This window comes from Izhakiella australiensis, assembly GCF_002006995.1.
Classification (GTDB): domain Bacteria; phylum Pseudomonadota; class Gammaproteobacteria; order Enterobacterales; family Enterobacteriaceae; genus Izhakiella; species Izhakiella australiensis.
Map to the genome: position 1 here is coordinate 1 of NZ_MRUL01000033.1, position 22,239 is coordinate 22,239.

22 protein-coding genes and 7 pseudogenes are annotated in these 22,239 nt (G+C 49.5%); 16 read left to right on the forward strand and 13 right to left on the reverse strand.

What is annotated here, in order from left to right:
• A partial coding sequence (locus BTJ39_RS23170) for a DDE-type integrase/transposase/recombinase (protein WP_139356381.1) occupies positions 1–224 on the forward strand: 224 nt, incomplete at its 5' end.
• Positions 225–309: 85 nt separating this feature from the next.
• Here the strand turns inward: BTJ39_RS23170 and BTJ39_RS25490 are convergent.
• From BTJ39_RS25490 to BTJ39_RS23185, 3 genes are read right to left on the reverse strand one after another with little or no spacing between them, the layout of a single operon-like run.
• Positions 310–579, reverse strand: a complete 270-nt coding sequence (locus tag BTJ39_RS25490; protein ID WP_078005045.1) for a DEAD/DEAH box helicase family protein — start codon at positions 577–579, stop codon at positions 310–312.
• A 9-nt stretch (positions 580–588) separates the two neighbouring features.
• Entirely contained in the window at positions 589–942 is a 354-nt protein-coding gene (locus BTJ39_RS23180; RefSeq protein ID WP_078005046.1) for an Aca2/YdiL-like domain-containing protein, read from the reverse strand.
• Positions 932–1,255, reverse strand: coding sequence for a hypothetical protein (locus BTJ39_RS23185; protein ID WP_078005047.1), 324 nt, complete (start codon positions 1,253–1,255; stop codon positions 932–934). The genes BTJ39_RS23180 and BTJ39_RS23185 overlap by 11 nt, the downstream gene beginning before the upstream one ends.
• Before the next feature lie 578 nt (positions 1,256–1,833).
• Here BTJ39_RS23185 and BTJ39_RS24405 point away from each other — a divergent pair.
• The 7 genes and pseudogenes from BTJ39_RS24405 to BTJ39_RS25225 form a co-directional block, all read left to right on the forward strand.
• Positions 1,834–2,328: pseudogene (locus tag BTJ39_RS24405) on the forward strand (DUF2913 family protein); the annotation flags it as partial.
• A gap of 81 nt (positions 2,329–2,409) precedes the next feature.
• Positions 2,410–2,916, forward strand: coding sequence for a MucR family transcriptional regulator (locus BTJ39_RS24410; RefSeq protein WP_096777781.1), 507 nt, complete (start codon positions 2,410–2,412; stop codon positions 2,914–2,916).
• A 148-nt stretch (positions 2,917–3,064) separates the two neighbouring features.
• A pseudogene (locus BTJ39_RS23200) lies at positions 3,065–3,232 on the forward strand (IS6 family transposase); the annotation flags it as partial.
• A 155-nt stretch (positions 3,233–3,387) separates the two neighbouring features.
• The gene (locus BTJ39_RS23205) at positions 3,388–4,167 is read left to right on the forward strand and encodes a helix-turn-helix transcriptional regulator (RefSeq protein ID WP_241825967.1); all 780 of its coding nucleotides are present in this window, start codon (positions 3,388–3,390) and stop codon (positions 4,165–4,167) included.
• Between the two features lie 36 nt (positions 4,168–4,203).
• The gene (locus tag BTJ39_RS23210; protein WP_078005051.1) at positions 4,204–4,929 is read left to right on the forward strand and encodes a helix-turn-helix transcriptional regulator; all 726 of its coding nucleotides are present in this window, start codon (positions 4,204–4,206) and stop codon (positions 4,927–4,929) included.
• Positions 4,930–5,077: 148 nt separating this feature from the next.
• Positions 5,078–5,668 carry a hypothetical protein gene (locus tag BTJ39_RS23215; protein WP_078005052.1) on the forward strand — a complete coding sequence of 197 codons (591 nt, stop codon included), beginning with the start codon at positions 5,078–5,080 and terminating at the stop codon, positions 5,666–5,668.
• Positions 5,669–6,348: 680 nt separating this feature from the next.
• Positions 6,349–6,524, forward strand: a pseudogene (locus tag BTJ39_RS25225) (autoinducer binding domain-containing protein); the annotation flags it as partial.
• 471 nt (positions 6,525–6,995) lie between these two features.
• Here the strand turns inward: BTJ39_RS25225 and BTJ39_RS23225 are convergent.
• The gene (locus BTJ39_RS23225; protein WP_078005053.1) at positions 6,996–7,592 is read right to left on the reverse strand and encodes a recombinase family protein; all 597 of its coding nucleotides are present in this window, start codon (positions 7,590–7,592) and stop codon (positions 6,996–6,998) included.
• A gap of 486 nt (positions 7,593–8,078) precedes the next feature.
• Between BTJ39_RS23225 and BTJ39_RS23235 the strand changes: the two genes are divergently transcribed.
• The gene (locus tag BTJ39_RS23235; protein ID WP_078005055.1) at positions 8,079–8,711 is read left to right on the forward strand and encodes a type II toxin-antitoxin system RelB/DinJ family antitoxin; all 633 of its coding nucleotides are present in this window, start codon (positions 8,079–8,081) and stop codon (positions 8,709–8,711) included.
• Positions 8,712–8,778: 67 nt separating this feature from the next.
• Here BTJ39_RS23235 and BTJ39_RS23240 read toward each other — a convergent pair.
• The 3 genes and pseudogenes from BTJ39_RS23240 to BTJ39_RS23250 all read right to left on the reverse strand — a co-directional run.
• Positions 8,779–8,991: pseudogene (locus BTJ39_RS23240) on the reverse strand (DDE-type integrase/transposase/recombinase); the annotation flags it as partial.
• A 188-nt stretch (positions 8,992–9,179) separates the two neighbouring features.
• Positions 9,180–10,397, reverse strand: coding sequence for a beta-ketoacyl-[acyl-carrier-protein] synthase family protein (locus tag BTJ39_RS23245; RefSeq protein WP_078005056.1), 1,218 nt, complete (start codon positions 10,395–10,397; stop codon positions 9,180–9,182).
• Entirely contained in the window at positions 10,394–11,548 is a 1,155-nt protein-coding gene (locus tag BTJ39_RS23250) for an acyl carrier protein (RefSeq protein ID WP_078005057.1), read from the reverse strand. Before BTJ39_RS23250 ends, BTJ39_RS23245 begins: the two co-directional genes overlap by 4 nt.
• A gap of 333 nt (positions 11,549–11,881) precedes the next feature.
• Here BTJ39_RS23250 and BTJ39_RS23255 point away from each other — a divergent pair, with 333 nt between their 5' ends.
• The 5 genes and pseudogenes from BTJ39_RS23255 to BTJ39_RS23275 form a co-directional block, all read left to right on the forward strand.
• Positions 11,882–12,442 carry a recombinase family protein gene (locus BTJ39_RS23255; RefSeq protein WP_078005058.1) on the forward strand — a complete coding sequence of 187 codons (561 nt, stop codon included), beginning with the start codon at positions 11,882–11,884 and terminating at the stop codon, positions 12,440–12,442.
• Positions 12,426–14,087 carry a DDE-type integrase/transposase/recombinase gene (locus BTJ39_RS23260; RefSeq protein WP_078005059.1) on the forward strand — a complete coding sequence of 554 codons (1,662 nt, stop codon included), beginning with the start codon at positions 12,426–12,428 and terminating at the stop codon, positions 14,085–14,087. The genes BTJ39_RS23255 and BTJ39_RS23260 overlap by 17 nt, the downstream gene beginning before the upstream one ends.
• Complete coding sequence (locus BTJ39_RS23265; RefSeq protein ID WP_422386063.1) at positions 14,020–15,045, forward strand: ExeA family protein; 1,026 nt, start codon at positions 14,020–14,022, stop codon at positions 15,043–15,045. Before BTJ39_RS23260 ends, BTJ39_RS23265 begins: the two co-directional genes overlap by 68 nt.
• Entirely contained in the window at positions 15,042–15,557 is a 516-nt protein-coding gene (locus BTJ39_RS23270) for a hypothetical protein (protein ID WP_139356406.1), read from the forward strand. The genes BTJ39_RS23265 and BTJ39_RS23270 overlap by 4 nt, the downstream gene beginning before the upstream one ends.
• Before the next feature lie 216 nt (positions 15,558–15,773).
• Positions 15,774–16,058: pseudogene (locus tag BTJ39_RS23275) on the forward strand (DUF2913 family protein); the annotation flags it as partial.
• Here the strand turns inward: BTJ39_RS23275 and BTJ39_RS23280 are convergent.
• Complete coding sequence (locus tag BTJ39_RS23280) at positions 16,055–16,996, reverse strand: Rpn family recombination-promoting nuclease/putative transposase (RefSeq protein WP_078005066.1); 942 nt, start codon at positions 16,994–16,996, stop codon at positions 16,055–16,057. The pseudogene BTJ39_RS23275 and the gene BTJ39_RS23280 overlap by 4 nt on opposite strands.
• 128 nt (positions 16,997–17,124) lie before the next feature.
• A complete protein-coding gene (locus BTJ39_RS23285) occupies positions 17,125–17,739 on the reverse strand; it encodes a recombinase family protein (protein WP_078005062.1) in 615 nt (204 codons plus the stop codon).
• Positions 17,740–18,558: 819 nt separating this feature from the next.
• On the opposite strand from BTJ39_RS23285, the gene BTJ39_RS23290 reads away from it, so the two are divergent.
• Both BTJ39_RS23290 and BTJ39_RS23295 read left to right on the forward strand, forming a co-directional pair.
• Positions 18,559–19,185 carry a ParA family protein gene (locus tag BTJ39_RS23290; RefSeq protein ID WP_078005063.1) on the forward strand — a complete coding sequence of 209 codons (627 nt, stop codon included), beginning with the start codon at positions 18,559–18,561 and terminating at the stop codon, positions 19,183–19,185.
• 44 nt (positions 19,186–19,229) lie between these two features.
• Entirely contained in the window at positions 19,230–19,457 is a 228-nt protein-coding gene (locus BTJ39_RS23295) for a hypothetical protein (RefSeq protein ID WP_078005064.1), read from the forward strand.
• Positions 19,458–19,638: 181 nt separating this feature from the next.
• Here BTJ39_RS23295 and umuC read toward each other — a convergent pair whose 3' ends face one another.
• From umuC to BTJ39_RS23315, 4 genes and pseudogenes are all read right to left on the reverse strand, one after another.
• Positions 19,639–20,913 carry a translesion error-prone DNA polymerase V subunit UmuC gene (gene umuC, locus BTJ39_RS23300; protein WP_078005068.1) on the reverse strand — a complete coding sequence of 425 codons (1,275 nt, stop codon included), beginning with the start codon at positions 20,911–20,913 and terminating at the stop codon, positions 19,639–19,641.
• Positions 20,913–21,305, reverse strand: coding sequence for a translesion error-prone DNA polymerase V autoproteolytic subunit (umuD, locus tag BTJ39_RS23305; RefSeq protein ID WP_078005065.1), 393 nt, complete (start codon positions 21,303–21,305; stop codon positions 20,913–20,915). Before umuD ends, umuC begins: the two co-directional genes overlap by 1 nt.
• 305 nt (positions 21,306–21,610) lie before the next feature.
• Positions 21,611–21,976, reverse strand: a pseudogene (locus BTJ39_RS23310) (ATP-binding protein); the annotation flags it as partial.
• A pseudogene (locus BTJ39_RS23315) lies at positions 21,972–22,239 on the reverse strand (IS21 family transposase); the annotation flags it as partial. The pseudogenes BTJ39_RS23310 and BTJ39_RS23315, both read right to left, overlap by 5 nt.

Consider the following 22,239-nt stretch of genomic DNA (forward strand, 5'->3'; position numbering starts at 1 on the left):
GCATTAAGGTCAGGCAGAGTAAGTATCTGAACAACCTGGTGGAGCAGGAGCACCGGAATATCAAACGTCGGATACGCCAGATGCTGGGGTTCAAATCATTCCGGAGGGCGCAGGCGATACTGGCAGGCATCGAAATCATCCACATGCTACGCAAAGGGCAGCTTCAGAATCCGCACAGAGACGGTTTGTCCCCGGCAGAGCAGTTTTATCTTCTTGTTGCGTAAACAATCACCATCCAGGCTTTCCGGCAACCTGCTGGCGTTAATGCGACAGAACCCTCCCGGGAGGGGAAAAAACGGGACGCTAAGGTTACAAACAGGCCAGAGTAATTGTCGCGAATCGGACGGGGTAATTGTCGCCTAATAAAAGGGACCGGTATTCCCCGGCTATTTGTGCAGCCAGCAAAATTGTCGGGGCAACGACAACGCGGCGCCGGGCTTTCAGCTTCCGGGCAATCAGTGCTCCGGTGTATGTTTTTCCGGAACCACAGCACATGACCAGAGAGGCTCTATCGGCCAGCTGTAGCTCCCGGACTGCAGCGTCAGAAGCCTCTTCCTGATAATATCGGTTTTTATACATGGCAGGGGCTCACTCAAGACTGGCGATACCGGCGGAATAGCATTCCCCGGCAACAGAATTCGTGATGCGCCACATCACCACATCACGTTTACCGGTCGCAGCCTCAAACTCATCGAGCGTCATATAGAAATTCAGCATAATCAGCTCACCTTTACGGTGAAATTCGGCATAGCGTTTTTCCACCAGGGCATCGCGGAGCTGATTATAGTCATCCATCAGATTGATAACATACTGAGGGACAGGAGAGGCTCCGGACTCCCAGCGTTGCCAGGTGCGGATATCCTTATTCCCGATATGACAGGCCGCTTCGCCGGGTTCCAGCGTCAGTATCAGCCGCAATGCTTTTAATTCCTTATTGTTCAAAGGGACTCCATTCTGCGTAACGTACCGGTTTCTGGGCGACGATTTTTTCTAATGAAAACATCCACTGCTCATCCCTCTGCTCCACGCCGTCATAACCTATCAGCATCGCCGCGTCATACCGCTGCCGCTGAAGCCAGAAATCATCTTCAGCGAAATCTGTGCCTGAATTCAGGGCGTCCGTGTCCAGGTTATAAACCCAGGCGGAATCGGGATTTTTGCTCATGAAATATGGTGAAGCTGAAAAGCACACTGCCTGGCCGAAAAGACCGTTCTTAATCGAGGTGATGATTTCCGGGGAGGTGTGATAGAGCATATTCTGGTCCGTTCCTGCTGTGACTGTATATAATTATATGTCGTCATGGCGACATAGGATGATTCTCGGAAGAGGAGGTTGTAAGTGGCAAGCCGCCAAAGTTTTTTAGGACTGATGACGAAAAAAATTAATCGGTGGGGATGCCGCTACTGGCAAGGTTCTCCGCTCAATGGAAGGAAATCACCCGTCAGGCTCAAAACGCTTAGCGTAGGATAATTTCCGAATTCCAGGCGGACTCCTTCATGCCCGCGGCTCCAGACGGTGCAGCCGCGCCGTGTGCGCCAGAGACTGCAGGTCCGCCATCCGCTCTCCACCCCGCGAACAGCAGTTCCTCCATCCCTACGCCACCGGGCGCATCATCAACAGCAGTGTCGTATGAGACAATTTTTGTCGCCTTCATGCGTAAACGCATAACTAAAAAAACCTTTAAAACACTCAGTCAGAGTAATTATCGCTGTATAATTAACCATATCTGTCATGTATGTACGGCGTACAAAATAGATAACGCCAGGGAGACGTATTTATCTGTGAGTACTGAATCGTTGACGATAAAATCCGGTCATCTGGCATGGTGCGCCATGGTAGCACTTCAGCTGGCAAAACGTGACGGTCAGGTCAGTTCTGAATCCCAGGAAAATCTGTTCCTGACCCGCTGGCTTGCCACCGCGCTTAAACAGCACCGGTTTCCCCGCGACGTGGCCCCGGATATCGAATGGTTGCTGAAGCAGGGACGGACTCTGGGAGCCAGAGCAAAGATGCTTCACAAGCTCGATTACCTCTGGCGTTCCTGCACCGGTGAGCTGCTGAAACAGAATGATTTGTTCCGGCTGACGTACGCGCTCGAAACGGCAAAAGAGATGCACTGGATATACCGGCTGCTCACTGACAGGGAGTGGACCGGCCGATACGCGGTGCCTGTGACTCCCGGCGTTAACGCGATATACCTGTCCCGTCCTTCTCTCGATGCGGCTTTTGATGATGGTGGAAAACAAATCACACCGCTTATGTCCAGGATTTCCGGCTGCGTGGCGGGGCTGGAGAAATTGCTGGACCGTTGTGGCTGGAAGGTTGAATTCTGCCCGGGTGAGGCTTCACTCTTCCGGTTGATGTCTTTCACCCCCCCCCCCCGGGCTCAACGAATAAATCACCAGACTATGGTTGATCAAATGAAAAATACGCCACAAGAAACGGATAAAATTCAGTGTCGTGAGTGTGGTAAGTTTTTTGATTTTTTGGCGCCACACGTTTCAAAAGTTCATCAGATGTCCTTAGCTGACTACCGTGAGCGCAGGGGTATCCCCAGGCAGCAACCCCTGGCGAGCATTTCATACAGAAACAACTGTCGGGCCAATGTAATTGCGCGTATCAAACGCGGCGACCTGTGCCCGAAGGAACAGGTAAAAATGATGCAGAAGGCGTATAAAGCTGCATCCCTGAAACCGGGATCATCTCTGTTGCACAAGGTGCGCGCCAGTGAAGTCGCCAGGCGGTATCAAATCTGGATGAAATCACCTGTGATTAGGCCAGCTGAACCTGCCGTAAAGAAGGAAGCTATCAGGCGGATGCAGGCTCGGACGGTTTCCCATGAACGAGTTAAGGATATCGCTGAGGATTTGAACCTTTCTATAAGCAGGCTTTACGCCTGGTTTAGCAAAACCTGAGCACTATAATGGTTCCGTTTAAGTATAATAATTCTGGCCGTTTGTAGAGCAAAAGACGCCTTAATCGCAACTGATTTATTTAACAATTTTTTGGCTACTCAAATGAACCGCTTAACCGACTTTTGGGTTCCACTGCTCCCCAAACCCCAATATCAAGCGGCAGATACGAGCGATGCTGGGATTCAAATCATTTCGTCGGGCGCAGACGATACTGGCCGGCATTGAGTTAATCCATAAGATACGCAAAGGGCAGTATAAACATCCGCAGGGGAACAGGTTGTTACCGGCAGAACAATTCTATCGGTTGATTGGCTGAAAAACAGGCAGCGCAGCTTTTGCTGACTTACTGCCTATAACGCGACAGAGCCCCATCGGGTGGACAGAGGGTACGTGATGGCATAAAACATACGAAAAAAAGCTATGTCACCTCAGACAAAGAGGGTCTGGACAACTTGTTCTGGCATTATAATAATGAGCGTATTCATCAGAGTAAAATGTGCTACGGGCGCACATCATATGAGAGTGGTGGGCATGTATAATAATTTTTTTTCAGATACTAAAAAAAACAGCAAAATAAGGCATTACCTTAATGAAAGCCTGGCGCACTATGACGGGATTAATTATGTCTATGCTGTTATGAATAAAGCAAACACAGATAAAATCCTTATCATTAGCGACTTACCTGAGCATCTGGTGGCTAATTATCTGAAGAAAAAAAATCAGAATATTGACCCGGTAATCATTAGTGCCCTGAACCGGGTTACTTCCTTTTCGTGGGATGAAAACATTAAAATTCGAGCCCAGTGGTCAATGAAAAGTATTTTCAGGCCGGTAAAGCCCTACAATATCACCAGTGGTTATGCATTTGTATTGCATGATTGTAAAAATAATGTCGTTATATTATCTATTTACATGGATAAATATTTAATGAGTGAAATGAGCGAGAAAATCGAAGAAAACAAGAATAAGCTACAGGGCTTATTAATTAACACTCATGATATGTTGCTTCACGCCTATCTGGAAAACAAAACTACAGGCAATAGACTAACTGCACGGGAGTCTGAAATTCTTTCTTTGTGCACCACTGGTAAGATTTACTCTGAAATTTCCGCTTTACTTCACATCTCTGTTGGCACCGTTAAATATCACATGGCTAATATAACAAAAAAATTGGATGCCAGAAATGCAAAACATGCAATTACTCTGGCAACTGAGCTGAATATGATTTCACCTTCTGAGCATTGCATATAATAACTATAAAAATACAACAAAAATGGAGAATTACTTATGGATAATGATCTGTATTCAAATGATGAAAAAAACCGTTATGTTAAGTCATTTCTGGAAAAGAATTTACTGAAATATGGAAATATACACTACGTATATTCTGTAATGAATAAGTCCAGAATGAACAGTATGAGTATCCTGAGTAATTTTCCGGATAAACTTGTAGATGATTATCTTGATGGAGGTAAGCAAAACATTGATCCTGTAATTCTCAGTGCGTTAAACCGTGTCACATCATTCTACTGGGATGAAAATCTCAAAATCAGTTCCCGGTGGGAGATAAGGAGCATTTTTTCGCCGGTAAAACCCTATAACATCACTTCAGGCTATGCTTTTGTATTACATGATCATCAAAATAATCTGGGAATACTATCTTTATATATAGATAATCTATTAAAAAAAGAAACTCTTGATCTAATCCTTAATCACAAGGATGATCTTCAGTGTTTATTACTGAGCACGCATGAAATGCTGCTTGATGTCTACCATAATCATAAAATAACAAAAATAGTATTCACACCACGTGAGAATGAAATCCTGTACTGGTGCACAACCGGGAAAACACACAAGGAAATTGCTGAGTTGCTGCATATTTCATTAGGGACCGTGAAGTTTCATACAGCTAATATTGTCAGGAAAATGGGTGTCAGAAATATACGACATGCGGTCAGTCTGGCTACCGAACTTAAAATCGTTTCCCCTCCGGCAGGAAAGAAAATATGCTAAAATAATCTGCCTTATTATTTTATCCTCATCATATCTATAGTCATTAAAACCTATAAATTTTTTTCGAACAAAGAGTAAGAAATGATCATCATGGTCATTTACGATATTATGACCACCTTTTAGCACCTCATTTCAATCAGGAGGTAGTATGAAATGTAGACACGCCAGTAAAGGTGATTTGGACAGAGTATGCGAAGTTCTGGCGACAGCGTTTTATAGCGAACCATTACATCAGATTATTTTTCCCGACTCTGAAAAGCGGTTAGAAACGTTACGGAATTTTTTTCGTATTTACGTTGACCTCGCCAGCGAACGCGGCGGTACGCTGCTTACTGAAAACAATGCAGGCGTACTGGTTTATTTCCGGCCGGACTCAATGTATATGAATGATAAAGAACGTATTTTGTTCGATAACCAGCTACGCGACGTTTGTGGCTCATGCTATAACGCTGCATTGACCTTGAATAACGGACTTGAATATTTCCATCCAGAAGCCCCTTCTCATTTTTATATATCACTTCTGGCGGTACATAAATCTTCGCGTGGTGGAAGCTTAGTTAGCAGTCTGTTCAATACCCTTAATACCATGCTCGACAGAGAAGGATTTCCCTGTTATGCAGAATGCACCAGGCTCAGTACACGTACATTACTCAGAAGATGGGGCTATTATGACGCTGCCTCTCCCCTGCGCATAGAGGGTATGCCGGAGCTTTATCCGGTCTGGCGTGAACCGAGGTGAATACACAGAAAACACAATAACAGCCTGTTTTAGCTAAATAACCTGATAAGGTGCAGCCTGGACAGGGGTTGTATTGGTACTGCAAGAGCTTCCCCTGCATGTCAACACCAGCTGGCACTATTCAGATGTCAGTACTGGCTGCGCAGCTTCTGACAGTATGGGGTAATGAGAGCGAAGCTATAATATGACGACATTTGGCTTTCATCACTTTATTTACTGCATGTTTTGCGACCCAGGGCATCCGCTTCGTTTTCAGTAGCGTGAATGATTTCAGTTATTTCACTGATGCATTTTGTTTATTGAGGTGTCCCGTTAGTGTGGTTTAACGTCGGCGAATAAGCATGCTCCTGCGTTGGTGCTGCAGGTTTGGGGCGCGATGAATTGACTGGCTGGCCGTGATGCCGAAGATTAATTGGAAAGAAAAAATAAGCAGTGTTAAAGTAAAGGACCCGGTCAGCAGTGACTTTTTGCGTATCCTGTCTGACCGGAACAGTTTTTCCCTGGTGTTGGCTGTATTAGCTACCTGACCGAAAGGTCAGGTTTTTTTTACTATTCGCCTAACGAAGGTTATTATAGCTTGCGTTTACTGAACTGTAAGTTGTGCTTAAGTTTTATACGTATCTATACTTAGGTCCAGGTTATATCGCTAAAAGGGAAAATGAGACTGCGACGGAGCCTGTATGTTTTCTGCCTTCAATGAAAATCAGACCATAACGGAAACGCTACGGGAGTATATAGACAGAAAATTGTCCTCATTTGGCAGGCTGGAATACGCTTATACGATCGTCAGCAAAAAAATCCTTCAGATATACTTATTATTTCCACTTATCCTGATGAATGGGTTGAGCTCTATAAGTGCCGCCCGGAGATCCAGTCGCAGGAGTTAATGTTTCTAAGGATAACGAGTTGATGAATTCAACCTTTTCCACCGATGCGGGATTACCCTCGGCATCCGCCAGCTTCAGGGTGATGACAGAAATTGTTTTGTTATCTGCAGGAATTGGGGTTTGACGCTCAACTGAACGGTTCCCCCCTTAAGGGCTTTTTTGTCCGATAAATCAAATTTCATTTGCACTTAATCCGAGCCAAAATTTGCGCTGATTGCGAGCAGTTATAATTATCGCCCCATCACATAGTTTGTACAATCCCGTGGACTCTTTGCGACGTAACTACCAAATAATGAATTACCGGGCCAGCGTCAGGGTAACCGGCCGGGAATTTACCAAAATGGCCATGCCACACTGAAAGCCCGGGCTCGCCGGCGGCCAACTCCAGCGCCCGGCCTTCACTCGGCCAGGGTATTGTCTCTCATTTTGTCCCCTCCCCTTTATTCTGGTAACTCCGGGCTGACTGCATCGTCACGCAGGCGCATGATGGTTTGACGTGAGGTACCAAACTCGCGGGCAACAGCGCTGATACTGGCACCTGCTTTCAGGTGTTCAACCGCTGCCTGCCGCTGTTCCTGGCTCAGCGCCGGTGGCCGACCAAACCGTTTACCTGCTGCTCTGGCCCTTGCAAGGCCAGAATGTGTGCGCTCAATCAGCAGGTCTTTCTCAAACTCTGCCACCGCCGAAATGACCTGCATGGTCATCTTGCCGGCCGCACTGGTGAGGTCCACGCCACCCAGCGCGAGGCAGTGTACGCGAATACCGGACGCAGCCAGCTGCTCCACGGTCTTCCGCACGTCCATTGCGTCACGACCCAGGCGATCAAGTTTGGTCACTATCAGCACATCGCCATTTTCCATGCGATCAAGTAATCGGGCAAAACCGGGCCGTTCGCTGGCGGCGACCGAACCGCTGATTTGTTCCTCAATCAGGCGCTGGGGTTTAACGGTAAAACCGGCTGCTTCAATTTCCCTACGCTGATTTTCAGTAGTCTGTTCAAGCGTGGAGACCCGACAGTAAGCAAAAACTCGTGACATAGCGTAATTTTCTGTACGAAATGCATGTACGAATTATAACGTATGTACGAAACTATTTCCACTAAGTTTTGGACATACACTGTAAGCAGTGTACGAAACCGGTCGGTTTCGGATATACCCTAATGAGCCAATCTGACGCGCCCTCTGGGCTTGTCCAACCCCTCGCCTGCTCAGAAACAAGTTCTGAACAGACTCACGGTTTTCACTGTGGGTCAATATAATTAATTACGATCATCAGAAATTTTCTGGACACTTTTTCCGATAGTGACGAAATGTCCATGCTGGATAGCATTTTTAGTTGATCCCTAGGACAGGATTGATGGTGATGGAGCGAGGCACTGTTAGAACTGGACAGAACAACCTGAACGTCCAGGCTGGCAAAAATGAAGCGTCAAAGCTCTTTGTAATGTACTTTTGCATTATTTTGTTGTGTGTAATGCAAAGGTGCATTATGGTTGATATGTAATCACCACAAGGAGCGGAACGATGGCGACCATTAATGCACGAATTGACGATGATATTAAGGCTAAGGCCGATGAAGTATTAAAGAAAATCGATATTAGCCATACACAAGCGATTAGCGCACTTTATCAGTATATTGCTGATTGTGGTCGTCTGCCTTTCCAGATCTCCATGCAGGTGAAAACCCCGGCAGATATTCAGGAGGAAATTTATAACCAGCTGAAAAGCGCAAATGCCTCACTGAATGCCATCGTCAGGAATATAGAAGAGAATGAGGTTCTGGATAACCTCGAACTGGTGACTGAATTTAACAGGATTCATGAAATTCATCGTGATGTATGGAATCGTATTCCGCTGGCAGAAGATATTCCTCCACTGGAAGCCCTTGCCGCCACAATGAAAAAATGCACGATGATTTTCATGGAATTTAAACATTTTGGCTACGGTTTTACGGGGTTCAGAGTTCTGCCTGAAGAATATCAGCTGTTCAGCGCTGCCGTAGAACGCTTTAATCATCAGTTAGTGGCGTTTAAACCCGCCGCTCCCGTATATCTTAATCTTCATGATCGCGAAGGGATTACGCGCAGTAAAGCCGAGTGTGTCACGCTAAATCCAACACAACTGGAAAAGAAGGAGGCCGGAAATGAAAATCAATAAAGAAGATAATCTGGAGGGCACTGTTGCAAAGTTCGGAATGATGTAGCCTTTTTTTTATTAAAAGGCTCTACATTTCAAAGACTCTGCTCACCAGACGCATCTCACCCAGGGGATCACCATAATAAAATGCTGAGGCCTGACCTTTGCGGAGTGCACGCATCACCTCAATACCTCTAATCGTGGAGTAAGCTGTTTTCATCGACTTGAACCCCAGTGTGGCGCCGATTATCCTTTTCAGCTTGCCATGATCGCATTCAATGACGTTATTCCGGTACTTAACTGTAACGGCTCGCAATCGTAATCCCTCGAGCTCGCAATCAGCGCGATTTTCGGCTCACATTAACTGACAATGAAAATTGCTTCGTGCTCACATTCAGTGACAATGAGCTCGCAATCATCTTTTCCGGCTTGCAATCCATCATCACCAGCTCACAATAACTGCAAATGAAAAAAGCAGGGTGACATTATTCAATTTGCTGCGTATCTCAGAGCCAGAACAGCATTCATACCGCCAAAGGCGAATGAGTTGGACAGTGCCGTTTTCAACACTCTCTTTTCAGGCTGACAAATTATATTGATGTTGCATTCGACATCACGCTGTTGCATGTTCAACGTTGGGGGAATAACACCCTCATTGAGCGCACCCAATACGGCAATCAGTTCGACGGCACCCGCAGCTCCCATCAGATGTCCATGGGCTGATTTGGTTGAGGACACCGCAGCGCGTTCGGCGTGGCTGCCCAACAGCGCCACGATCGCTTTTGCTTCCGTGACATCATTGAGGCGGGTTCCGGTACCGTGAGCGTTAATATAATCCAGCTCTTGTGGCGATATGTCTGCCATCTCTGTTGCCTGTTGCATCGCTCGTAACATGCCTTCTGCATTCGGTTGCGTCAGATGCCCCGCATCACTGCTCATGCCAAATCCTGCGAGCCTGGCCAGTATCGTTGCACCACGTGCGGCGGCATCAGTTTCTCGTTCGAGCACAAACACGCCGGCGCCTTCCCCTATGACCAGCCCACTGCGGGTTGTGCAAAAGGGACGGCATGTGTCAGAAGATAATGCTCGCAGAGATTCCCAGGCACGAATGAATCCGGGGGTGATACTGGCTTCAGTCGCGCCGACGATGACAATATCAGCCAACCCGGCAGTCAGTAGTCCGGCAGCCTGAATCAACGCGTGATTAGCGGAGGCACAGGCGCTGGAAACCGCAAATGCAGGCCCCTGCAGGCCAAAGAACATGCTGATTTGAGCCGACGGGGCATTGAACATCAGCCGTGGAACGCTGAGTGGAGAAAATATCGGTGAGCGGTTTTTTGCCTGGTGATAAACAGCAAAAAGCGTCTCCCTGGTGCTCTCTGCACCGTTAGCTGAACCAATAATAACGCCAGTTCGCTGTCGCAGCGTGACATCATCGAAACTTAACCTTGCCTGCGCCACCGCTTCTTTTGCGGCCATCAGCGCAAACTGAGTGGAGCGATCAAGCGACATCAGTTCCTTGCGCGTGAAATGCTGTTCAGGATCATAACCCTTCACTTGAGCAGCAACAGGAGTGCTCAAATCTATGGCTGACTCCAGTTTTAGCGGGTGTATGGCGCAAACACCATCACGCATTGCCTGCCAGGTTTCAGCTGTCGTGAGTCCCAGCGGGCTCACGCATCCTGCCCCGGTTATCACAATACTCATGCTGTACCACTGGTCATGGACCTGACAATATCGCAAAGTCCCTGGAGGGTCATTTTATCCATGTTTGCAAAATCACTGTCGGGGACCCTGATACCATATTCTTTTTCTATTTCAGTAAGTACCGTCAACGCATCGACAGAGTCCTGCCAAAACGTTGAGACGAGCATGGTTCTATCTTCGTTATAGGTAGCAGAGATTTCCGGATTAATATTTGAAAGGAAAAGGAAAAAATTATCATCAAAATTACTCATAGCACATTCCTTACGGTCGTGAATAATAAGATTTACCTGCAGTTCGGCGACCTGTTCTGGCGTACCGTCGTTACTGCTTATCAGACAGCGAACATTTACATCGCCGGCCTGATGATTAATTATTTCCGCATGAAAAATAATAACCTCCGTTACCGAAAGCAATTTTTTTGCCCGCATGTTTGCGCTGATAATCCGGTACTGCAATTCTGAATAAAATGTCTGTCTCAGCAGCGTGGTAATAAGTTGTGTTGCTGCCGACATGACAATGGCAACTGGCCACATCGGATAGTTTTCAAAATGACCGGCACATAATTGCGGATTGTGACTATTTATCTTTGCGGACAATTTTCCCCGGTGTATTTCTGGCAACATTGATAGCGGCACCGGGTGACGCCAGGGTGACATTACTGGCATAATGGCTGTGCCTGTCGGCATAGCTGCATCACGATAGAGAAAGCGAAACTGTGTTTCGCCGAGGCGCACATAGGAAACGACAAATATGAGCAACGCCTTGTTTTTATAGAGCAACTTGCCATCAACAGTCAGCCTGTTAGCTGTGTTCTTGCGACAGCGCACGTAGGCGGTCATCGCTTCACCTGGCTGAGCGTGGAGGACAGGCTCATCCGCTCCGCTGACATCAGCCTCAATGGCAAGGTAGTAGCTGGGGCCGTGGTCCGTCGTCAAGGATTCTCCCAGTAGGGTACCCAATATAGCCACGTGTCGGCCGGCCTCCGCGACCGAAATGGCAGCATGTTCACCAACTACCGGCTGTTCGGGGATAAAATCTCCATATATGCCATCACTATGTACATCTGCATACACGCGGTTGAATGCATAATAAGGCGGCTGGACAGTCAGGCGTGATTGCAGACTGTCATAATTATCATCAGAGGGAAGCACAGATATTCCTTCAACGGAAATAGAGTAGATTAGTTAACTATTAGGATATTTTTTATTAATTGCCAACCGTTGTCCGATAATTACGGCGGTCGTTTTTTGCCGCAGAGTATTGGCAATGTCGTTGTGTGGCATGCGCCCGGTCCTGTTATAACAGGAATTACAACCACATGCTAACGGAGCAGTTAATCTGTCACTACATAAATTGTATTTTTTCAGTGTACCTAAAACACACAATCCGGTGAGACAGTTTTTCTGTCTCATTTGGGTTGTTTTTGTCTCATGTTAGTGCTACGTTTTCTTCATCTAGAGTCTAACGAGACATTTTTCATAACAATGGCCTTTTACGGTTATGCCCGGGTTTCAAGTAACGATCAGGATCTGGCTTTGCAGATACAGACGCTTCGCGCCGCGGGCTGTGAAATCATCCGTTCAGAAAAAGCGAGCGGTGCCAGCCGGGATGGCCGAACTGAGCTGCAACTTCTGCTGGATTTTCTGCGGAAGGGAGACACGCTGATTGTCACGCGAGTCGATCGTCTGGCCCGCAGCATTAAAGATTTGCAGGATATCGTGTATGCCCTGAACCAGCAGGGTATTACCCTCAAGGCGACAGAACAACCTGTCGATACGCGCACAGCAGCAGGTAAGGCGTTTCTGGATATGCTGGGTGTCTTCGCTGAGTTTGAAACCAACCTACGCCGCGAACGCCAGCTGGAAGGTATTGCTGCCGCAAAAGCTCGCGGGGTTTATCAGGGGCGCAAACCACGCATCGACGCTGTTGAGGTTCGTCGCTTGTACGTCGACGAAAAAATGGGTGCCACTGCAATTGCCCGCCAACTGGGGATCGGCCGGGCCTCTGTCTATCGTGTGCTGGATCGTGATGAGCAGCCGGCGTAAGGCCATTCCCACTGATTCTCTGTTGCAACTGCGGCAACGGCTTGACCGCCTGCCACCAAAAAGTCCGGAGCGCGCGGCCCAGATCACCGCGATGGCGCTGCTGTATGGCATTTCCGTCACCACCGTCTATCGTACGCTCCGTGTCTTCCAGAAACCTCACACTTCACACCGGCGTGATCAAGGAAAACCCCGAATACTACCGCCGTCCGAACTCGAACATTATTGCGAACTGATCGCTGCATTGAAACTGCGTACTACCAATAAGGCAGGCCGTCATCTGTTCACGACCCGGGCTATTCAGTTGCTTGAAGAACATGGTGTGGAAACGGCTCAGGGACTGGTTAAACTTCCGCAGGGATTGTTGCGCCGGCCAACGGTTAACCGCTATCTGTCCCTGTTCCGACTCGATCACCCACGTTTGTTACGGGAGCCGCCATCAGCGCGGTTCCAAGCTGAATGCAGTAATGACTGCTGGCAGTTCGATATGTCGCCCTCCGATCTCAAATATATCGAATGCCCTGAGTGGATTGATCCGGCCCGCGGGCTGCCCACACTGATGTTATTCAGCGTGGTGGACGATCGCAGCGGAGTGAATTACCAGGAATACCGCTGCGTGTATGGCGAAGATGCGGAATCTGCCCTGCGTTTTCTGTTTAATGCCATGGCGCCTAAAAGCCATCCGGAGATGTCTCTCCAGGGGCGACCTAAAATGCTGTACCTCGATAATGGCCCGGTGGCAAAAAGCCATGTATTCCAGAATGTGATGCAGGCACTGCATATTGACTGGCAGACGCATATGCCAGCAGGCAAAGATGGCACCCGCACCACTGCCCGGTCAAAAGGCAAGGTAGAGCGTCCGTTCCGCACAGTCAAAGAAGCCCACGAAACGCTGTATCATTTTCATAAACCGGAAACAGAGCAGCAGGCGAACGAATGGCTCTGGAACTACTTGATTCGGTATAACGCCCAGCGGCATCGCAGCGAAAAACATTCCCGCCAGGAAGATTGGTTGATGCATTTACCCCCTGAGGGGGTGCAGGACATGTGCACCTGGGAACAATACTGCCGCTTCGCCCGGGAGCCGGAATCTCGCAAGGTGGGTGTCGATGCCCGCATAACGGTTGACGGGACAGCTTACGAAGTCGAACCCGACATGGCGGGTGAAACCGTGATCCTGCTGTGGGGCCTCTTTGATGACGAAATGTTCGTAGAGTTTGACGGCGAAAAGTGGGGGCCTTATTTTCCTGTTTCCGGCCCGATACCTCTGCACCGCTATCGGGCATTCAAACGCGGCAAAGCGGCGGTGCGGGCAGACCGTATCCAGTCATTGGCCCGGCAGCTGAACTTACCTATCAGCGCCCTATCCGGCAGTGACCTCAAACTGGTGGCCGACGGCGTCCAGAGCACGCAGGTGTTGCCACATCAGCCCTTCGAGTCCGCAGCGTTTGAATACTGTTTTCCTACACCGGTGGCCGCGAAGCTGGCTATTGCGGCAGATCTGGCTACACCGCTGGCGAAATTATCGGGTGAAGACAAGGCATTTATCGACCAGGTACTGACTGACACGCTGATCAGCAGTGAGGTCTTCGCCCGGGTCAGGGAGTATTTCCGCAACAGTCGATCAGGAGAGGATCATGCGGGTTGAGGTAATGGAACATTATGGGCTGGCGCAGCCAATCGATCAGGCCGGTTACTATGAGACGGCCCACCATAAGCAGCTTATCAAGGATATCCGCGGTGCTATCCACGAAGGCCGGTTAATTGCCGTTTGTGGTGTGGTTGGCAGCGGCAAGACAGTCACGCTACGGCGTTTGCAGCAGCGCCTCAGGGAGGAAAATAAAATTACTGTAGCTCGCTCCCTGTCGATTGAAAAACACAGCATTAAACTGGCCACGTTAATCAACGCGCTTTTTTACGATTTAACGCAGGATAAACAGGTCCAGATCCCCAAACAGGGCGAACGACGCGAGCGTGAGTTACAGGAGCTGGTCAAAAAAGGAAAACGGCCAGTGGCATTGTTCGTCGATGAAGCGCATGACCTGAACGGGCATACACTAATCGGACTCAAAAGGCTGATGGAAGTTGTAGAAGACGGTGGCGGCAGGCTGTCGGTTGTTCTGGCTGGTCACCCCAAACTGCGCAATGATCTGCGGCGCCCAACCATGGAGGAGATCGGCTATCGCACGGATATCTTTACGCTGGATGGGATCACCGGTAGCCAACGGGAATATATTCAGTGGCTACTGAAAACCAGTATGGGGAAAGGCAAGCCGGAAGACATTCTGACCGCCGACGCTATCGACCTGCTGGCAATGAAACTGCGTACGCCACTTCAGGTTCAACTGCATCTTACGCTGGCCCTGGAAGCAGGTTATCAGACAGGAGAAAAACCGATAACTGCCGCCCTGGTTGAATCGGTACTTTCCCGCCAGCTTGACGATTTAGAGCCGACATTAACGCGTCATGGTTATCGATTGAAAGACATGGTGGAGCAGTTTGATGCCAAACCGGCAGAGATCAGGGCCATGTTCAACCATCAGCTCGACCCGGCCAGAACGGCAGAACTGCGGGACAGGATGTTGGCAGTGGGGCTGCCAATATGATGAAAGCACTGAAGCGATATGACCTCTGGGCGTTACTCCTGGTTCTGGTGATTGGCTGGAATGCCCGGGGAGCCAAACTGGCAGAAGCTACCCAGTCCTTACCGGTTTTGCGGGTTCAGGTTGCCCTGTCGCCAGCAGCTAGGAAAACCCTAATGCAGGGGCGTGAAAGTATCACGGTATCTGCCAGCTGGTATGGATGGCCCGTGTCTCAGAAGCAGACTTCTGCGGATGAGGTCGGTCAAATCAATCTGGGGCGGGCAGAAATCAATCTTCCGGCAGAAGGCGGCATGGCCCGCTTTACACCACAAATGATCAAGACCGAGCGACTCGGTTGGCTCAACGGCGGTGTGTACGTGAATGTCAACGTCTACTCGGCACGTCGTCACTGGCCTGACAATATTCTCGCCTGTGATTTTATTGATGGTGTGCTGACGGACGTGGGTCGCAATCCCGTCACACTGCACTGTTCACTTATCAGCGAACAGGTACCGACCCGGGCGGTGGAGCGCTAACCAGAGGCTGCCTGTCGCGGTATCGATAGCGCTAAAGTGGGCGGGCAGTATTTCATTATCATTTATCGTGAGCACATGATGATGGATTGCAAGCCGGAAAAGATGACTGCGAGCTCATTGTCACTGAATGTGAGCACGAAGCAATTTTCATTGTCAGTTAATGTGAGCCGAAAATCGCGCTGATTGCGAGCTCGAGGGATTACGATTGCGAGCCGTTACAACTACCGTCTGCTGAGCGATCGGGAATGGTCCGGCCGGAATGCTGTGGCGCTCAGTGCGGGCGTGAACGGTATTTATCTCTCACGGGCCAGCCTCGATGTCGCTTTTGACGACAGCGGCCGACAGATAAATCCGCTGACAGTGCGTCTGACGGGAAACGTGGCAGGGGTGATGAAGCTGTTTAATCGCTGTGGCTGGCAGGCAGAGCCTGAGTCTGGTGCCTCCCTGCCCCACCAGTATTCGCTGATGGCCGGACAGGGAGTGCCAGGAAAGGGGGATTAGTGGCGGATCTGCGCCAGGTCGTCTTCAGTCAGACCGGTCATTTCCATGACGGTACTGCGGTCGATACCGTTCTGCAGCATAGTACGGGCAATTTTAAGGGTAGCTTCACGCTCGCCTTTTTCAATTCCACGTTGCTCACCGAGCAGCAGCCCTTCAGCCCTGCCCTTCTCGATGCCCTTCTGTTCAAGCTGTTGTGCGATGGTCATGAGTGCGTCTCCGTGTTGCGGCACACGCTGTGCCAGTTCGCGTACAAAGGCTTCGGCGTCGGATGTTTCGCCTGCCTGTATTATATAGTGTACCAGCGATATCACCTGCGATGAAGACAGATACCCCGCCAGCAAAATGGGCGCCAGCCGGTCAACCAGTTCTGCCAGGTCGCGCTGATGAATATGTTTCTGCAGTAAAGTCAGGGCGGCCATGCTGCGATGCCCGGCGATTTCATCATCCGGAATGACGGTAACGTCTGCCAGCGGGAAAGCGCTGCTGTAGAGTTTGCCTGCCAGCACCGGATCGTCAAACTCATCCAGCCACCGGGTGGAGTACGGATACGGGCTGCGTTTACCGGTATAGAACAGCACCGGTATGACCAGCGGCAGCTTTTTATGCCCTGCCTCCAGATGGCGCTGCATGGCGGCCACCGCATAGCGTATCAGGCGGAAAGCCATATGTTTGTCTGGCGTTGACTGGTGCTCGACCAGGACATGAATATATCCGTCACCGGCGGTGGTTTTCAGGCTGTAGAGGACGTCGCTGAAATACTGGCGGAGATCATCCTCAACGAACGAGCCGGACTCCAGCTTCAGCGTGCTGAGATCGCAGACTGCGCGCAGCTCTGCGGGCAGGTGAATTTCCATGAAATCCCGGGCAATGTCCGGCTGCGTCAGAAACTGCCTGAACGTGGCATCGTGGGGAGTGGGTGTACTGCTTTTCTTCTTCATCAGCCCTGGCTCTGAAAAATGACCCGGAGATGTTATCACAGCCCGGGAAAAGCTAATATTATCGGTGAACGGAATTGCCATTCCTTCAGAGGATCGTTCCGGGGTTGTTCGGTCTTCCTTTTTTACTCTTATCCTTTGCTGCAGACGCGAATTACCGTCATTTTAGATACGCCGGCAAGGCGTGCTGTTTCCCGCAGCGATTTTCCGTGGCACAGCCTGAGAGTGCGAATTAATTCATGCTTCTGCGCATCGGCCACCCTGCCCCGGTATTTTCCTTCAGCCTTCGCCTTACTGATACCTTCCGCCTGGCGTCTCCGCCGGTCCTCGTAGTCTTTTCTGGCAATAGCGGCAAGCATATCCAGCAGCATGCCGTTGACGGCCTTCAGCATGCTGCGGGTAAAGTCATCACTTACTGTGCTGGATAGCGCCAGATGACTGGTTGGCAGGTCAAGACTGACGATGGCCAGCTGCTTGTCGGTGATTTGCTTTCGCAGTATTTCCCACCCCGCGTCGTCCAGACGGGAGAGCCGGTCGACCTGCTCAATCAGGATGGCATCGCCCGGCTCTGCATCATCCAGCAGGCGTAGCAGTTCCGGGCGGGTCATCGTGGTACCTGAGGCATTGTCCACGTACCATCCGGCGATGCGGTGGCCATGCTGACGGGCGAATTGTTTCAGGGCATTTTTTGCGCGGGTTGCATCCTGTCCGGATGTGGAAGCGCGCAGATAGCCAAAAATGAGCATTTTTCACCCTTCTGGTTACGTTTAAGTGGTCTCCTTATTGATGGTATCATTTATGTAGTCACAATGATACGGATTGACCTACTATGGATAGGTTAATTTGAAGTATACCCTAATGTCACATCCTGACGCGCCCGGCGAGCTTGTCCAACCCCTCGCCTGCTCAGAAGCAAGTTCAGAGCTGACTCGCGGTTTCGATTAAACACTGTGGTGGCATAGACTGGCACCTAAGAGCTGCATAGTAGAGGTCGTGATCGAACGATTGAGTGCACAAGGCACAGGATGTCCTTGGCCTGGTCGAGGTAAATATGATGAACAATGACACGACTTTGAATGAACTCGTCACCGCAACTGAACAAGCCAGAGCAAACTACCGGCTGCGTGCCACGTTGTTATCCAGAATACTCTATAAATTCTGGTACGTTCTTTTGGGAATGGAGGCTCTGGACCAACATAAACTGTAGCCCAGGTGCCTGAAGGCCCTGGCTGAAATGTCCCGCCTGGCAATTGATGCTCCATAGAATTATTCATCTGTAAACAGAGCCGCGAAAGTGGCTTTTTTTTTGGGGTGTTTAGTATCGAAGGTTTCTATGTCAGGACAAGTTTGCTCGTTTTAGTTATTCAATAAATGAAATCATGCTATGATTAAATCATGATTTCATTTATTTGTAATTTATTGTTATTAAGATAAATATTTACATTCATGTTTTACTGAAATCATTAAATCATGATTTAATGTTGTTCCTTTGCCTCAGCTATGTCATAGTTAGCTCAGTTGTAGAACTTGATAATGAAAGCATGATTTAATGATGGGGTGATGTCATGGGAAAGGTTATATCGATCGTTGGTCAGAAAGGCGGTGGTTCAAAAAGCACTAAAGCTAGAACGCTTGCTGTTGGATTTTCAGAAGCTGGATGGAAGACGCACCTGGCTGATATAGACACCAAACAACAAACCTCACTGAAGTGGACAGAACGACGCGAGAAAAGTGGGCTAAGCCCGATTGATTGTGCTCTTTACCGCCGGGTTGAAACAGCTGTCAGGATGAAAGATAGCTGTCATTTGCTGATCATCGATGGACGCCCTGCTGCAGAGACAACGTCACTGGATGTCGCAGATGAATCTGACCTCGTCATTATCACCACGGGGACTACCATTGATGATCTGGAACCCTCGCTTGAACTGGCTCGTGAATTGATAAAGAAGGGGATTGATAAGAGCAAGATTGTCTTTATCGTTTCAAAATCACCATCTCAATCGCAGGGCGAAAAAGCTCAGGAAACTATCAAGGCGTGGGGCTATAAAGTAATCAATACAGTCATACCCTTCAAAACCAGTTACGGCGAAGCTCTGGATACTGGACGGGCATTACATGAAACGCCATTCAAATCGTTGAATGAAACTGCAAAACAAATGATTGAAGAGATTCATGATATAATTAATTCATGATAGCATGATTTAACGATATCATTATCCTGAGTATGAGGAAGTTTATGAAAGGCCCTGGTAAATCAATTAAAATTGAGCCCCCGAAAGAGGACGAACCTACACTGGATGTTACCGGAAAAGGGGCTGTTCCGGATTCGGCTATTAAACCTATCCAAATCAAAGTTCCGGTGTCGAAACATAAAGAAATGAAAGCATATGCAGCAGAGCAGGGGATCTCGATGACCGATATGCTCCTTACTGGGTATGACATGTATCGAAATAAAATGAAATAATTGAAGAATGACATCATGAAAGCATTTTTTCATGATGTCATTCTTTCATGCGATTTTTTAAACCTGCCTCTCGCTTCAGGAACCCTCGATTTTGCACTACCCCGATAGACATATATGTTTGAGCGAACCTAAAAATTACATGACTTCATGACTTCATGACTTCATGACTTCATGCTATTTTTTAACAGAGCCTTGCTGAAGGAACGTCTACCCATCTTGTCGTATATGCTGGCGACAGTAAATCTCGCTTCATTTGCCAGTCAGGAGCGATGCCGCGTCCCGCAAACCATACTTTCCCCAGACCGGAATGGTTAATACCGTCCACGACTTTCATCAGCTGATTACTGTTGCTTCGGGGCTGAGTATCATCGAACAGATTCAGCTGCGAAACCCCCGTGGGCGTGAAATCATTCAGCATACAACCAGCCTTTGCATAGCGATGCCCATTCAACCATATCCGATCCAATGCCTTCATAGCTGCGGCTATGATGTCCCTGGTATCCTGCGTGGGTATCAGTAACTTCTCACTGGCTACATTTCCGTAATACGGTTCATTCTCAGTAAATGGTGATGTTTTCACAAACACGGCGACGTGCCGGCAAAACTGCCGCTCACTGCGCAGCTTTTCAGCTGCACGCTCAGCGTACTGACAGACTGCCTGCCGCATGGCGTCATACGTCGTGACCCGCTCCCCAAAGGAGCGGCTGCAGACTATCTGTTGTTTCGGTGGGGGCGTTTCTTCCAGTAGAATGCAGGATTCGCCGTTCAGCTCGCGGACGGTACGCTCCAGCACCACGCTGAAATTTCGCCGGATAAGCGCCGGGTTGCTGCGTGCCAGGTCGAGGGCGGTTTTGATACCCATCGTGGCCAGTTTTTTAGACAGTCTGCGACCAACACCCCAGACCTCTTCCACGGGCTGCAGTGAGAGCAGCTTTTCGGTTCGTTTCCTGTTTTCCGGCGTCAGCGCCAGTACGCCACGGAACTGCTTCCACTCTTTGCCTGCCCACTGTGCTGATTTTGCCAGCGTTTTGGTCGGTGCCAGGCCACACCCCACGGTCAGCCCCGTCGTGGAAAGAACGTGTGCACGTAGACGGTGGCCAAAGGTATCATACTCTTCTACTGCGCCAATGCCCGTCACGTCCAGGAACATCTCATCAATCGAATACTGCTCGATGCGCGGCGTCATTTCTTCAAGCGACGCCATCACTCTCTGGCTGAGACTGTGATACAGGGCGTAGTTAGAGCTGAAGACATGCACGCTTTCCGGAAAATCCTGCGACTTAATCTGAAACCACGGCACCCCCATTTTGATCCCCAAAATTTTGGCGGCGGCGCTGCGCGCAATTACACATCCATCATTGTTGCTCAGTACCACCACGGGTTTACCACGCAGATCCGGCCGGAAAAGCGTCTCGCAGCTGGCATAAAAACTGTTGACGTCGGCCAGTCCAAACATCATTCGCGCCCCCGGGTTTTATGAATAAAGGACGTGACCACGCCGAAAATCTGCAGCTGTTCCGGATCGGGAAAGAGCGTCGGAAATGACGGGTTCATTGGCTGCAGGGCAGGGCGTGGGGTCAGCAGCAGGCGTTTGACGGTAAATTCGCCGTCGATTTCAGCAATCACGATATCGCCGTGCTGCGGCCGTTCAGATTTATCCACGATCATCAGATCGCCGCTGTACAGTCCGAAATCGGTCATGGACTGGCCAATGGCGCGCACGAAGAACGTGGCCGATGGTCGCTGAATACAATACTCGTTCAGATCCAGTTCCGATTCGACATAGTCACCTGCCGGCGAGGGAAAGCCAGCCTGGCAGCGATCGGCATACAGGGGAAGAGGTAACATCGGGGCTGTCGAAGTACACAATGCTGGCAGCGTCAGCAGCAAAGAAAGCGACGGGTGCGCTCGGGTCGCCGCAGGTCACCTTAGTGACGCGGATAATACTGGCAGGCATAATTTATCTCCCGCAGGGTGTGGGTTCAGTGTGAACGTGCCCGGTCCGGGCAGTGGTGATATTCCGCCCCCCGTCCTGACAGGGAATGTCAGATGAATCAGCATGTTCACCTCGGTTATATATAAAATCAGCTCAATAGGTATTAGACGTCAACTACTCAGGCCGGTACGCGTCAACTATTCTGGCCGCCTTTCAGTTACTTCTTAACTGACTGCTGGGTTACTGCTTTCGACGTTTTCTTTCTGTAGCTTTCTCCTGTTACCTCGAAGATATATCCATGGTGGATCAGCCTGTCGGCCGCTGCCACTGCCATTGTTTCGTCCACGAAGATGCTGCCCCACGTGCTGAACGGATGGTTACTTGTGATAATGAGGCTCCCTCTTTCATATCTGTGGGCGATAAGCTCGAACAGCACGCCTGTTTCCGCATTGTCACGTTTGACATAGCCAAGGTCGTCTATCACTATCACCCGGTAGCGATCCAGCTTCAGAAGCACTTCGTTCAGCCTCAGCAACGACCGCGCCTGCAGCAACTCGCCGGCACTGTAGAACCGGGCCCGGTAGCGGTTTCAGGTGAGCCAGCTCCTGTCGGACCAGATCCTGATTACGCTGGTTATGGCGCAGTACCTGCTGTGTCACGAACTGTCGGTATTCAGCCAGGTCGCTGAAGTCGTTATTCCCGCGTAACAGCAGTGCCTGACGGATACGCTCTTTAAGATGTCCGTGGGCGGATTCAACCGAGCCGTTTTCATGACCCCGGCCGCTGTTATTACGGGACGGCGTCATTCCGTAGTGCTCACATAACCGGGCATAGCGTTCAGTCTGG

Excerpts from the sequence above, each read along its gene's own strand:
- BTJ39_RS23285 (WP_078005062.1), bottom strand. The coding sequence starts at position 17,739 with ATGCTCATTTTTGGCTATCTGCGCGCTTCCACATCCGGACAGGATGCA.
- BTJ39_RS23225 (WP_078005053.1), bottom strand. The coding sequence starts at position 7,592 with ATGTCACGAGTTTTTGCTTACTGTCGGGTCTCCACGCTTGAACAGACT.
- BTJ39_RS23255 (WP_078005058.1), top strand. The coding sequence starts at position 11,882 with ATGGCCTTTTACGGTTATGCCCGGGTTTCAAGTAACGATCAGGATCTG.
- BTJ39_RS23270 (WP_139356406.1), top strand. The coding sequence starts at position 15,042 with ATGATGAAAGCACTGAAGCGATATGACCTCTGGGCGTTACTCCTGGTT.
- BTJ39_RS23280 (WP_078005066.1), bottom strand. The coding sequence starts at position 16,996 with ATGAAGAAGAAAAGCAGTACACCCACTCCCCACGATGCCACGTTCAGG.
- BTJ39_RS23215 (WP_078005052.1), top strand. The coding sequence starts at position 5,078 with ATGAAATGTAGACACGCCAGTAAAGGTGATTTGGACAGAGTATGCGAA.
- BTJ39_RS23205 (WP_241825967.1), top strand. The coding sequence starts at position 3,388 with ATGAGCGTATTCATCAGAGTAAAATGTGCTACGGGCGCACATCATATG.
- BTJ39_RS23185 (WP_078005047.1), bottom strand. The coding sequence starts at position 1,255 with ATGCTCTATCACACCTCCCCGGAAATCATCACCTCGATTAAGAACGGT.
- BTJ39_RS23260 (WP_078005059.1), top strand. The coding sequence starts at position 12,426 with ATGAGCAGCCGGCGTAAGGCCATTCCCACTGATTCTCTGTTGCAACTG.
- BTJ39_RS23235 (WP_078005055.1), top strand. The coding sequence starts at position 8,079 with ATGGCGACCATTAATGCACGAATTGACGATGATATTAAGGCTAAGGCC.
- BTJ39_RS23245 (WP_078005056.1), bottom strand. The coding sequence starts at position 10,397 with ATGAGTATTGTGATAACCGGGGCAGGATGCGTGAGCCCGCTGGGACTC.
- umuC (WP_078005068.1), bottom strand. The coding sequence starts at position 20,913 with ATGTTTGGACTGGCCGACGTCAACAGTTTTTATGCCAGCTGCGAGACG.
- BTJ39_RS23210 (WP_078005051.1), top strand. The coding sequence starts at position 4,204 with ATGGATAATGATCTGTATTCAAATGATGAAAAAAACCGTTATGTTAAG.
- umuD (WP_078005065.1), bottom strand. The coding sequence starts at position 21,305 with ATGTTACCTCTTCCCCTGTATGCCGATCGCTGCCAGGCTGGCTTTCCC.
- BTJ39_RS23290 (WP_078005063.1), top strand. The coding sequence starts at position 18,559 with ATGGGAAAGGTTATATCGATCGTTGGTCAGAAAGGCGGTGGTTCAAAA.
- BTJ39_RS25490 (WP_078005045.1), bottom strand. The coding sequence starts at position 579 with ATGTATAAAAACCGATATTATCAGGAAGAGGCTTCTGACGCTGCAGTC.
- BTJ39_RS23295 (WP_078005064.1), top strand. The coding sequence starts at position 19,230 with ATGAAAGGCCCTGGTAAATCAATTAAAATTGAGCCCCCGAAAGAGGAC.
- BTJ39_RS24410 (WP_096777781.1), top strand. The coding sequence starts at position 2,410 with ATGGTTGATCAAATGAAAAATACGCCACAAGAAACGGATAAAATTCAG.